Origin of the sequence: Faecalibacterium sp. An192, assembly GCF_002160175.1 — a bacterium.
GTDB lineage: Bacteria > Bacillota > Clostridia > Oscillospirales > Ruminococcaceae > Faecalibacterium.
Genome location: NZ_NFKB01000011.1, coordinates 69,088 through 80,374 on the forward strand (window position 1 = coordinate 69,088; position 11,287 = coordinate 80,374).

An 11,287-nucleotide genomic window follows, 5' to 3' on the forward strand; every position below is an offset into this window, starting at 1 on the left:
TGAATACCTGTAATACTTAGAGAGTACCAAAGAGATTGGTGCTCTCTAATTTTTTGCTAAAGGAGGAAAGGAAATGAAGCAGAAAAGCTGGATTTCTATTGTGTTTTCCTTTGCTTCACAGTGCCGGGGCAAGATTGTCCTGTCCGTTTTATGTGCAATCATCAGTGTGGTTGCCGGACTGATACCTTATTGGAGTGTTTACCAAATTATCACACTCTTTATCGACGGTTCACCTGTGATGGCAGAGGTTTGGAAATGGTGCTGGATTGGACTTGGCGCTTATGCGATACGCTTCTTGCTCTATGGTATTTCAACGAGTCTGTCCCACATATCTGCCTACACCATTTTGGAAAATATTCGCTTGACCCTTGCCCAGCGGCTGATGAAAGCACCGCTGGGGACAGTCATCGGCGAGTCTGTGGGTAAGCTGAAAAGCGTATTGGTAGACCGGGTGGAAACGATTGAGCTGCCACTGGCCCACATGATCCCGGAGTGTATCTCAAACCTGCTGCTCCCCGTGGCAGTCTTTGTCTATCTGGTCTGCATTGACTGGCATATGGCTCTGGCTATGCTGGTGACTGTGCCTCTCGCTTTTATCGCCTTTGCCATAATGATGAAGAATTTTAATAAGCTCTATGCCGATTACATGGAGTCCAACAACTATGTGAACGGCGTAATTGTAGAGTATGTGGAGGGCATTGAAGTTATCAAGGCGTTTAATCAGTCCTCCAGTTCCTATGAAAAATTCACGAAGGCGGTTCAATCTTTCAAGGACTACACCCTCAAATGGTATCAAAGCACCTGGAAGTTGATGAATTTTATTTCTGCGGTATTGCCTTCCACCTTCCTGGGAACGCTCCCGATTGGTATGTATCTCTACTGGACCGGCAGCCTGGCCCCGCAGGATCTTGTGATGTGCCTGATCCTCTCGCTGGGGATTGTAGGCCCACTAATGAACTTTACCACCTATGTCAATGAAACGAAAACGGTTGAGTATGCCGTACACGATGTAGATAAGCTGCTCCATGTGGAAGAACTGCCCGATACTGGAAAACCAGTGGAGGTGCAGTCCAAAGATATTCAACTTCAGGATGTTTCGTTCTCTTATGATAAAGAGAACGGTAAACAGGTGCTTTCCCATATCAATCTGAAAATCCTGGAAGGAAAGTTTACGGCGCTTGTCGGCCCATCCGGCGGCGGCAAGTCCACCATCGCCCGCTTGATTGCCCGTTTTTGGGATGTGAACGATGGGAAAATCACCATTGGCGGTGTGGACATTCGCAGTATGCCGCTGGCCCAGCTTGCCGATATTGTCAGCTTTGTTACACAGGATAACTTCCTGTTCAACTGCTCCATCAAGGAAAATATTCGGCTGGGAAACCCTGATGCTACGGACGAAGAAGTATATGCGGCAGCAAAAGCTGCCTGCTGTGATGAATTTATACGGAAATTGGACAATGGCTATGACACGATGGCCGGGGATGCGGGGAACCGGCTTTCGGGCGGTGAAAAGCAGCGTATTTCCATCGCCCGCATGATTTTGAAAAATGCCCCCATCGTGATTTTGGATGAGGCAACTGCGTTCACCGATCAGGAGAACGAAGAAAAGATCCAGCAATCCATCGCCGCATTAACAAAAGGGAAAACTTTACTCGTAATTGCTCATCGTCTGTCCACCATCAAAAATGCCGACCAGATTATTGTCCTGCAAAACGGACAGGTTGAGAATACGGGCACGCATCAGCAGCTTTTAGATGGCGATGCCCTCTATCGGGATATGTGGGAGGCGCATATCGGAGCGCAGAATTGGTCTGCCGGTTCCGGGAAAGGGGGTAACTGATATGTTTCGCATTGTAAATCGACTGATCCAATGGACAGGAAAATATAAACGGCGTATTTACATCGGGTTTATCTACGCTTTCATTCATAGCATTTTTACCGCAATTCCTATTATGCTGGCTGCAAAGGGACTGAGTGCTGTTCTGGATGACTTCAATGGCGTTAAACCATTGGAGGGCCGGGACATCTGGATCATGCTGGGGGCCATGATTTTAGCTGTATTTGGCCGATACCTGTTCTCATATCTCCGAGCTATCACGCAGGAAAGTGTCGGTTATGAAGCAACCGCTGACGAGAGAATACGGCTGGGAGATATTTTGAAACGGGTGTCGCTGGGCTTTTTCAGTAAGAACAATATGGGCGAACTGTCCGCAGCGGCCACAACCGACCTCTCGTTTATGGAAATGTTCGCCATGAATATGGTCAACACCGTTGTTAATGGCTATATCACCGTTATCGTCCTGATATTGTTCCTTGCATTTTATAGTCCTCTGGCGGGAGGAATTGCTCTGGCTGGTGTCCTTCTGTCTGCCCTATTCCTCCATCTGTTGGAGGCACGCAGCCACCAAAACGCGCCTATCCATCAAAAGGCACAGGACGATATGGTGGAAAGCTCCATCGAGTATCTGCGAGGGATGCAGGTGGTGAAAGCCTTTAAGCAGGAAGGCGTGTCTATTGCCGGTATCCGCAAAGCATACAACGACAGCAAGAAAATCAATATCAAAATTGAAGTGGAATATATGCCCTTCAACTGCCTGCACCTGTTTTCTCTGAAAGCCGCCTCTATTGCCATTGTAGCTGTGGCTGCTATGCTGACCTATAACGGTAGTATGGAACTTCCTACCATGCTTATGCTGGATATGTTCTCCTTTATGATCTTTGGAAGTGTGGAAGCCATGAACAACGCCGCCCATGTATTGGAGGTCATTGATGCTACGCTGGATAAACTGGACGGCATTGAACACGCTGACATTATAGACAAAGACGGGAAAGATATTTCTTTGCAGAACACAGACATTGCTTTCCGTGATGTGACATTCTCCTACGATAAAGTCCCTGTTTTGCGGAATATCAGCTTTTCCATCCCCCAGGGCAGCACTACGGCCATTGTAGGGCCATCTGGCAGCGGCAAGACCACGATTTGCAACCTGATTGCCCGTTTCTATGATGTGGACAGCGGCAAGGTCACAGTAGGCGGTGAGGATGTGCGGAACATGACCTGTGACAGTTTGCTCCGCAATATCTCGATGGTCTTTCAAAAGGTCTACCTGTTCCACGATACCATTGAAAACAACATCCGTTTCGGCAATCCAAGTGCAACGCAGGAAGAAATTATAGAAGCTGCGAAAAAGGCTCGGTGCCACGACTTCATTATGGCTCTTCCCGATGGATATGAAACGGTGATCGGTGAGGGCGGCTCTACGCTGTCTGGCGGAGAAAAACAGCGCATTTCTATTGCCCGCGCCATTTTGAAAAATGCCAACATTGTAATTTTTGATGAAGCAACAGCAAGTATTGACCCCGAAAATGAGCATCTGATCCAGCAGGCAATCAGTGAATTGACCATTGGAAAAACGGTTATCGTTATCGCCCACCGTCTGGCAACGATTGAACACGCTGACCAGATTTTAGTGGTGGATAAAGGTCAAGTTGTTCAGAAAGGAACACATCAGCAGCTTGTTCAGCAGGAAGGTCTTTATCGCCGTTTCATTACAATCCGTGAGCAGGCAGAGGGCTGGAGCATTGCCTGATAATTTGAGGGAGAACCGCAACATGAAACTTCATGCGTCGGGAGAAGATTACCTGGAGGCTATCCTTGTTCTCCAAAAGAAAATGGGCATGGTACGCTCCGTGGATGTTGCCCGGCACCTAAAGATTACAAAGCCGAGTGTAAGTCATGCAGTAGCGATTTTGCGGGACGGCGGTTTTCTCACAATGGATGAAGATCACTTTCTCCATCTGACCGATGTGGGCCGCGAGGTTGCCGAAAAAATCTACGAGCGCCATTGTTTCTTTACCGAGCAGCTTATCGCCGCAGGCGTTGACCCCAAGACAGCGGAGGCCGATGCCTGCCGGATTGAACACATCATCAGCGATGAGAGCTTTTCTCGGCTGAAAGAGGCAGCTGCAGAAGGGAAAAATTAAACCCGACAAGAGTAATCCACCTGACAAGGAAAAAACCGGTGCGGGGCAGATATTTTCGTGTACTCAATCAACAATATCGCCCCGATGACGGCTTTGAAACACATCAAGGCCGTCACTCTTTTTGTGTATTCATAAGAGTAAACTATTTCGGAGAAACCGCTGTGAAATATAAAGAACCTCGATCTCGTCTGGGATGTTTTAGCAATCAACCAAAAAAATTCTAGCTATCTATCCCTCTATCTCTACCTTTGGATGGGCATTATCGTATCCATTTAAAAGGTTCTATTGGACTTTTGACAAAAGTGTGGGATTCACTGAACAGTGTCGCCCACCACCTCTGTTCGTGTTCACTCGTTGATTCGTGAACCGTAATGGAGGTATCAATGAAGGAAATCAATCTGCGGGAACTGTATCCTGATATATATAGCGCCGATATCTTTGTGGAGGTGACTGACGAAGTATGGGCTGCAATTCAGACAAGTCAACGGGTAGAAGCTACATACGAGCGCCAGAAGTTCAGGTATAAGGCTTACTATTCTCTGGACCATGGAGACGGAATAGAAGGCTGCCTTTTAGTACAACCCCTAGCTCCAGAAAATATCATAGAGAATAAATGGTTATATATAGAATTGCAGAATGCAATCCGAAAGCTGCCACCCGCCCAAAGAAGGAGAATATATGCACGATTCTACTTGGGTAGGACAATTGCGGAGATTGCACGGAAAGAGAGGGTTGACCAGCGCCGGGTAGGAAAAAGTATCCAATGCGGGCTTGAACGGCTGGCATGGCTACTAGAAATCGATTCATAAATTTAGAAATAATAAAACACAAGCCGGTAAAGGATACCCCCTGAACAGGTCCGTAAAAAGTAGACAATAGACAAAAAACCTCCCCGTGTAGGATAATAGAACTACACGAGGAGGTTTTGCTATGCCCAGAAAATACACGAAAATAAATCAATATGAGAAAGAAATTCTGCAATGGAAAAGCGAGGGTATTACCAACCGCGAAATCGCCCGGAGACTAGGCATGGAATACTCGCAGGTTCATAATTGGGTATCACGGTATAATGAACGACAGCGCAAACGCAAGGCGGGAATTGTTCCGCGGAAAAAAGGCAGGCCACGCAAAGACTCTGAGCCGAGAGATATTGTAGCAGAACAGACATATATCATCCAGCGACTGAGAATGGAGAATGAGCTGCTGCGGGATTTTATGCGATCCATGGGGAGGAGGTGAAGCCAGGATTTAAATATGCTGTTATCCACCGCCATCGTATGAAGTATCCAATCGTACAGATGTGCAGGATGCTAAAGGTTTCCCGAAGCGGTTATTACAAGTATGTCAAACAGATGCAGCACCCTGCAAAAGATCTGGAACTTGCAGAAAAGATTCGGGCGAAGCAGGAATCCAGCAGAAGAACATATGGATACCGAAGGATAAAACTCTGGCTGGACAGCGAAGGAATCGTCAAAAACCCCAAGACAATTTTAAGAATTATGCACAAATACGATCTTTTAAGTGAGATACGCCGCAGAAGAAAATGGGTCCAGATGGGCTGGCAGGTCCACAAATACCAAAACCTTCTGAATCGTGAATTCAATGCTACACATCCAAATCAAAAGTAAGACTGTCCCATAATTTGTGTAAACTTCCTGAGAGGTGTAGAATAGAAGCATCATACAGGAGGATTAGCATATGGCCAGAAAGAACCGCACCCCGGAAGAAAACGCCCGTCGAGAGAAAATCCGTGAACTCTTGCAGATGGCAAACATCGGCAGTATGGATGACATCCAGAATCTGTTCAAGGAGACCATTGCCGAATTCATGGAGAACGGTCTGGAGGCAGAGCTGGATGAGGACCTGGGCTACAGCAGATATGACTACAAGAACAAGGCTACAGACAACAGCCGGAATGGTCATAGCAGCAAGACGCTTCGGACCAGCTTTGGAGACGTGGAAGTCTCGGTCCCCCGGGACCGGAAAGGGGAATTTGAACCCCAGGTGCTGAAAAAGGGTCAGACCAGCATCAGCCAGGACGTTGAGGAAAAGATCCTGTCCATGTACGCCAAGGGCATGACCACCAGCGATATTGAGGCCCATATCCAGGACATCTACGGGATTTCGGTATCGGACAGCACCATAAGCCGGATCACGGACAAGATCCTTCCCATCGCCAAAGAGTGGCAGCAGAGGCCTCTGGAGTCCATTTATGCGGTGGTGTTCCTGGATGCTATTCACTACCACGTCCGCAGCGAGGGCCAGATCGTGAAAAAGGCCGTTTACATTGCCATTGGCATCGATCTGGATGGGAGGAAAGATGTTCTGGGGATGTGGGTCGGCGAAAATGAGAGCGCCAAGTTCTGGGCAACCGTATTGAATGGCTTGAAAAACCGCGGTGTAGAGGACATTTTCATTGCCTGTACCGACAATCTTACGGGATTTGACGCAGCTATCCATGCAGTATTTCCCAAGACCGAGATCCAGAACTGTATCATTCACCAGCTTCGCAATTCCAGCAAGTATGTGTCTTACAAAGACCTTAAAGCTCTCATGACCGACCTGAAGGCAGTCTATGCCGCCGTGGATGAGCAGTCCGCTCTGGATGCCCTGGACGTCTTTGGAGAACACTGGGACAAAAAATACCCGAAAATTTCCCAGTCCTGGAGGGACAACTGGGCCAACCTGAGCACCTACTTCAAGTATCCCCAGGAGGTCCGGCGGCTGATCTATACCACCAATACCATTGAGGGCTTCAACCGCCAGCTGCGCAAGGTGACCAAGTCCAAATCCGTATTCCCCACCGATGACAGCCTGCTGAAAATGTTGTATCTGGCCATGATGGATATTACCAAAAAGTGGACCGGCCGGCGGCAGGACTGGAGCATGATCCATGCACAGATGGCGATCTACTTCGCCGAGCGTATGCCTGAGTAACACCGCTGTGTCTGGATGTCAAGGGTTAAATGAACGGCTTCGCCGCCCTTGACATCCATCCCCACCGGCGTTATGTTGTAGACATAGGCGGCAGACGGTCAAGCCGCTGCCGCCTACATATAAATTTCGCTCTATTCCTGCACTCATTGGACTTTACACAAAATTTGGGAGTGACCCGAATCCGCTCTCTTATCATATCGGGTAGCGATCCGCCTGAAGTCTTTCAATCGACAAAAACAGCGCTCTATTACATTCCGGCGCTTGTAAGTTTGCCGGTCATATTTCCAGGGATGAAGCAGATTCTTGGTCGGCGGGATGGTGTACTGGGCGCCCTGCTCAGTAAGGTAAAGTCGAATTTTCTTTGCTCCATACGCCCGATCTCCCAAAACGTTGCTGCCCTTGATTTTTCCAAACTTCTGCAAAAGAGGGATGGCCTGATCACAATCAGCACAGTTACCAGCAGATAGCGACAAACAGACAGGTATTCCCTCCCGATTGACCAGGGCATGAATCTTTGTGTTCTTTCCTCCACGGGTCCGTCCAATACAGACGTCCCGCTTCATCGTTTTCTTGGACCACGGCTTGCCTGCTCAGATACTTTGCTGGTTGTGGAATCAATATTCAGCTCTTCGAGTTCTGCATTTGCACCAAGTGCGTGAAAGATGCGTTCCAGCGTACCGTCATCACGCCAGCGGCAAAAGCAGCTGTATACGGTCTGATGCGGCCCATACCTTGCCGGAAGGTCTTCCCAACGAGCTCCGCTGCGGGCAATCCATAGAATCCCGTTGAAGTGAGCGCGAAGGTCCTTTTGGGGGCGTCCCATATGATGTTTGGGCAGCATGGGTTCTATGATGGCCCATTCTGCATCTGTTACCTCATAACGATGAATCGTCATGCTATCACTTCCTTGTACTGTCTATGATAGAATCCTTTTATGTCTTTTTCTTGTCTTTTTGTGCAATTTTGAGTTTTCAGGTACACCCTAGGGTGTATCTGAAAACTCCCCAACGCTGTTCTATTCTACCAAAAAGCCCCATCTGCTGCGTTGCATTCGCTTGCATTCCACCAAAGCAGCCGCGCCGAGCGCGTCCTGCGGACGAAGCAGCGAAGGCACGGCTGGCGCAGCGCTCCGGTTTTCGCAAGCGGGCACCGTCCCGCGCCGCGAAAATCGGCTAAGCGCAAGAGTTTCGGCGCTCATGCGCCTTGCATCTGGCGCTTTTTGGCGAATATCCCAGCATTTTTGACTTCTCAGATACACCCTAATTCTGGGGCAGTTCACAGGGCAAAGACGTTCTTCTATGTACTATGTTCAAATTGATGAATAAGCGCCAGTTGTTTTGTCGAATATGACAACACTTTTCACTGACTTACATGAAGCGCGGCGCTACCCTCACGCCAAGGCTATCAAAACGAATCGTTACATCGTAAAAATATCGAGTGACTTACATTAGCGGCGGCGCGATGTTTCCCGCCTGGAGTCCCACGCGCTGGACCTGCTGCGCCAGAACTGGAAAAATTGAAAGTTCCCTGCTTTTGCCCGGCAATTCGGCCTCAGCGAGCGCTCCCTGCGGGCGTGGGAAAGCGAGGAGAATGTTATCAGCAAGGGGTGTTGGGAGAGGTATTTTCAAACGCGTACCACAGCGGAATATTTGGGAGCAAAGCATCCGGCTTCTGTGCACCTATTTTCTTTTCCGCCCAACTATCGTGGGCGCCATCAACGCCAACCCGCCCCAGGGCGTCGTGCTGCTGGACGAGAAAAAGTAACCCCCAACACCAAAACCCCGGACGCGTACAAACGTCCGGGGTAGTTTTATGCCGTCGAGGTTTTACAGGGGCTGCGGGGACGGATCAGTCCCACTCGTCATAGCGGTCATCCCAATCGTCGTCGTAACGGTCGTCCCAATCGTCGTCGTAACGATCGTCCCAGTCATCGTCGTAGCGGTCGTCCCAGTCGTCGCGGTCGCGGCGGTCGCGGTCCACTTCCAGCACCTTGCCGCTGGAAGCGCCGATCTCAAAGTCGTACTTGACGTCGCCCACGAGCACTTCCAGCTCGTACTTGCCGTCGTCCCGCTCGCATTCCAGCACTTTCAGGTCGCTGACGTTCACGCCCAGGTGGTCGGCGGCGATCTGCTTGGCGGCGGCTGCGTCGATGGCGGCGGAAGCGGACATGGAGCCGCAGGCGGTCAGGGCGGTCAGGGCCAGAGCGGCGGCGAGGGTCAGGCTCATCTTGCGGTTCTTTTTCATGGTCGTCATCTCCTTATGGTTTGAGGGGTGGTTTTCGGTTCCTTTGTTTTTAGTTTACGGAGCCGCTGCCCCGAAACCGGGGTCTTGCAGAAATTTTTTGGGAAAGTTTTTGTGGGCCTCCCCTTCTGCGTTCGGCTTACATCCAAAGGATACGGGCCCGCCCGCCTCAAACCGGGGCCGCCGGCCAAAAAAATCAAAATTTTTGATCCGGCAGCCGGGGCGCGTCATTCGTACTCGTCCCAGTCGTCCCAATCGTCGCCGCCGCCGTCATCACCGTCGTCGTCGTCATCGTCATCATCGTCGTCATCATCATCGTCGTCATCGTCGTCGCTGTCGTGGGGGTAGTCCGAGCCGGTGGGGTCCCAGTCGTCCTGGGGGTCCCCGGCGGGCCGTGCCTGGGAGGAGGCCGGGGGCGCGGGTTCCGGCGCCGGCTGGGCCGGGGCAGAGGCCGCCGGCGGTTCGGGCTGAGGGGTCTCCGGCTGGGCGGCCGGCGGTTCGGGCTGGGCCTGCGGCGCCTGCTCTGTGCCGGCAGCGCCCAGGTGAACCGCGATGCTGTCCCCATACTTGGCTTCCAGCTGGGCCTGGAGGGCGGCTTCCTCCCGGATCTGCCAGTCGTCGTCCTCGCTGCTGGCCAGGATGGACACCGTGCCGCCCGGGACCAGGTAGCCCTGTTCCAGGGCGCGCTCCACCAGCTCCTCCACGGCGTCGTCGCTGTCCTCGCCCTTCAGGTCCAGGCCCTCCAGCAGGGCCTCGCCGTCGGCGTTGAGGCCCCGCAGGTCCAGCACGCGGTCGGTCTTGCTGACCGACAGCTCCACGTCGGGGTTGATCTGGATGCGCAGGGTGCCGTAGGGGACAAAGTTGGGCTGCCAGTAGCCGAAAAAGCCCAGGCAGAGGCAGGCGGCCGCCGCCAGCGCCCCCACCACGCCCCAGGCCGGCCGCAGCCGCCGCCGGGCGGAGGGCAGGCGCAGCTCCACCACGTCTTCCACCGTCTCGCCCACCTGGTAGTGGAGGTTGGCCGCCTTCAAAAAGCGGCCCCGCTCGTCCAGCACCACCGCGTAGGCGGGGTGTGTCTCCATGACAAGGTATTTCATCCCTGCTTCCCTCCTTTTGGCGTCAGCTGGCACAGGTGCCCCCGGATGATCTCGTATCCGTTGGTGAACGCCAGCAGGATGGCCACCAGGTATTTCCGGTGGCGCTCGATGGTCTTTTTGTCCACGCCGGAGCCCATCGCCAGGTCCTGCATGGGCAGCCGCCCGGTGCGCACCAGCTTTTCCAGCAGGATGGGGTTGGCCCGGGCGCAGTCCAGCACCGCCCGGCAGGCGGCCAGGGTCCGCTCCTGGCGGGGGCAGTTGTCCGCCACGTCCGAAAAGCCGATGCCGTAGCCCGCCAGCTGCCGGCCAAACGCCTCGATCTCGGCCCGGGTGGCGGCCCGCAGGTCGTAGGCCCCGATGTCGTCCCGGGTGTCGGGCAGGGTCTCGGCCAGCAGGCGGCCGTCCTCGCCGGCGGGGGCGTCCAGCGAGACGCTGCCCCCGTGGCGCCGCTCGGCCCGGTAGTGGTCGATCAGGCGGTTGCGTATGGCGGCGGCCGCGTAGGGCAAAAACGCCCCCCGCCCCCGCTGGTACGACAGCGCCGCCTCGTAAAAGGCCAGGGTGGCGATGCTCAGCTCGTCCTCGTGGCCGGCCTCGATGGGCGCGTGGGTGAACTTATAGGTCTCGCTGCGGATAAACGGCATGTACTGCCCGATCAGGGTGTCGGCGGCGGCCGGGTCGGCCTGGGCCGCCTGCACCTGGAACACAAGGTCGTGTTCTGCCTGCCGCGTGGGCTGTTGCGTCTCTAACTGCATGGATGGGCCTCCCTTCCGATATGCGCTCCCCCAACAGCAGGATACGGGGCTGCCGCCGGGTTTTCGGGGTCGATGCTCTGTCCCCTCTAGTGTAGCAGAGTTTGGCCCCGTTGGCGAGGGGGTAAGGGCAAAAAAAGCCCCCGCCGCGCAAAAGAGAACGCCCGCACAGCTGAACCGCTCCAGTAAAAGTAGACAATGAAAAAAGAAGGCCTCCTGTGGTAGAATAAAACTACTACAGGAGGTCTTTGCTATGCCCAGAAAATACAGCCACATTCAGGA

At 52.7% G+C, this 11,287-nt stretch carries 11 protein-coding genes; 7 read left to right on the forward strand and 4 right to left on the reverse strand.

Annotation, left to right across the window (positions count from 1 at the left end):
• Nucleotides 1–73: 73 nt before the first annotated feature.
• The 7 genes from B5F27_RS05510 to B5F27_RS05540 all read left to right on the forward strand — a co-directional run bounded on the left by B5F27_RS05510 (nucleotide 74) and on the right by B5F27_RS05540 (nucleotide 6,921).
• A complete protein-coding gene (locus tag B5F27_RS05510) occupies nucleotides 74–1,840 on the forward strand; it encodes an ABC transporter ATP-binding protein (protein WP_087365302.1) in 1,767 nt (588 codons plus the stop codon).
• 1 nt (nucleotide 1,841) lies between these two features.
• Complete coding sequence (locus tag B5F27_RS05515; protein WP_087365304.1) at nucleotides 1,842–3,590, forward strand: ABC transporter ATP-binding protein; 1,749 nt, start codon at nucleotides 1,842–1,844, stop codon at nucleotides 3,588–3,590.
• Between the two features lie 22 nt (nucleotides 3,591–3,612).
• Nucleotides 3,613–3,984 carry a metal-dependent transcriptional regulator gene (locus B5F27_RS05520; protein ID WP_087365306.1) on the forward strand — a complete coding sequence of 124 codons (372 nt, stop codon included), beginning with the start codon at nucleotides 3,613–3,615 and terminating at the stop codon, nucleotides 3,982–3,984.
• A 383-nt stretch (nucleotides 3,985–4,367) separates the two neighbouring features.
• The gene (locus B5F27_RS05525; RefSeq protein WP_087325077.1) at nucleotides 4,368–4,793 is read left to right on the forward strand and encodes a sigma factor-like helix-turn-helix DNA-binding protein; all 426 of its coding nucleotides are present in this window, start codon (nucleotides 4,368–4,370) and stop codon (nucleotides 4,791–4,793) included.
• A 121-nt stretch (nucleotides 4,794–4,914) separates the two neighbouring features.
• Nucleotides 4,915–5,223: a helix-turn-helix domain-containing protein gene (locus B5F27_RS05530; RefSeq protein ID WP_087365308.1), complete on the forward strand. Its 309-nt coding sequence runs from the start codon at nucleotides 4,915–4,917 to the stop codon at nucleotides 5,221–5,223.
• Nucleotides 5,220–5,612 carry an IS3 family transposase gene (locus B5F27_RS05535; RefSeq protein ID WP_087365310.1) on the forward strand — a complete coding sequence of 131 codons (393 nt, stop codon included), beginning with the start codon at nucleotides 5,220–5,222 and terminating at the stop codon, nucleotides 5,610–5,612. The genes B5F27_RS05530 and B5F27_RS05535 overlap by 4 nt, the downstream gene beginning before the upstream one ends.
• 70 nt (nucleotides 5,613–5,682) lie before the next feature.
• Nucleotides 5,683–6,921 (forward strand): IS256 family transposase, encoded by a 1,239-nt coding sequence (locus B5F27_RS05540; protein ID WP_087365312.1) that lies wholly within the window; start codon nucleotides 5,683–5,685, stop codon nucleotides 6,919–6,921.
• A 559-nt stretch (nucleotides 6,922–7,480) separates the two neighbouring features.
• Here the strand turns inward: B5F27_RS05540 and B5F27_RS05550 are convergent.
• From B5F27_RS05550 to B5F27_RS05565, 4 genes are all read right to left on the reverse strand, one after another.
• Nucleotides 7,481–7,816 carry an IS5 family transposase gene (locus B5F27_RS05550; protein WP_087365316.1) on the reverse strand — a complete coding sequence of 112 codons (336 nt, stop codon included), beginning with the start codon at nucleotides 7,814–7,816 and terminating at the stop codon, nucleotides 7,481–7,483.
• 953 nt (nucleotides 7,817–8,769) lie between these two features.
• Nucleotides 8,770–9,165, reverse strand: a complete 396-nt coding sequence (locus B5F27_RS05555; protein ID WP_087365318.1) for a hypothetical protein — start codon at nucleotides 9,163–9,165, stop codon at nucleotides 8,770–8,772.
• Nucleotides 9,166–9,389: 224 nt separating this feature from the next.
• Nucleotides 9,390–10,256 carry a hypothetical protein gene (locus B5F27_RS16910; RefSeq protein WP_162610658.1) on the reverse strand — a complete coding sequence of 289 codons (867 nt, stop codon included), beginning with the start codon at nucleotides 10,254–10,256 and terminating at the stop codon, nucleotides 9,390–9,392.
• Complete coding sequence (locus tag B5F27_RS05565) at nucleotides 10,253–11,008, reverse strand: sigma factor (RefSeq protein WP_087365323.1); 756 nt, start codon at nucleotides 11,006–11,008, stop codon at nucleotides 10,253–10,255. Before B5F27_RS05565 ends, B5F27_RS16910 begins: the two co-directional genes overlap by 4 nt.
• Nucleotides 11,009–11,287 lie beyond the last annotated feature (279 nt).

What these genes read in the sequence shown, in the direction of transcription:
- B5F27_RS05510 (WP_087365302.1), top strand. Translation starts at nt 74, where the DNA reads ATGAAGCAGAAAAGCTGGATTTCTATTGTGTTTTCCTTTGCTTCACAG.
- B5F27_RS05515 (WP_087365304.1), top strand. Translation starts at nt 1,842, where the DNA reads ATGTTTCGCATTGTAAATCGACTGATCCAATGGACAGGAAAATATAAA.
- B5F27_RS05520 (WP_087365306.1), top strand. Translation starts at nt 3,613, where the DNA reads ATGAAACTTCATGCGTCGGGAGAAGATTACCTGGAGGCTATCCTTGTT.
- B5F27_RS05525 (WP_087325077.1), top strand. Translation starts at nt 4,368, where the DNA reads ATGAAGGAAATCAATCTGCGGGAACTGTATCCTGATATATATAGCGCC.
- B5F27_RS05530 (WP_087365308.1), top strand. Translation starts at nt 4,915, where the DNA reads ATGCCCAGAAAATACACGAAAATAAATCAATATGAGAAAGAAATTCTG.
- B5F27_RS05540 (WP_087365312.1), top strand. Translation starts at nt 5,683, where the DNA reads ATGGCCAGAAAGAACCGCACCCCGGAAGAAAACGCCCGTCGAGAGAAA.
- B5F27_RS05550 (WP_087365316.1), bottom strand. Translation starts at nt 7,816, where the DNA reads ATGACGATTCATCGTTATGAGGTAACAGATGCAGAATGGGCCATCATA.
- B5F27_RS05555 (WP_087365318.1), bottom strand. Translation starts at nt 9,165, where the DNA reads ATGAAAAAGAACCGCAAGATGAGCCTGACCCTCGCCGCCGCTCTGGCC.
- B5F27_RS16910 (WP_162610658.1), bottom strand. Translation starts at nt 10,256, where the DNA reads ATGAAATACCTTGTCATGGAGACACACCCCGCCTACGCGGTGGTGCTG.
- B5F27_RS05565 (WP_087365323.1), bottom strand. Translation starts at nt 11,008, where the DNA reads ATGCAGTTAGAGACGCAACAGCCCACGCGGCAGGCAGAACACGACCTT.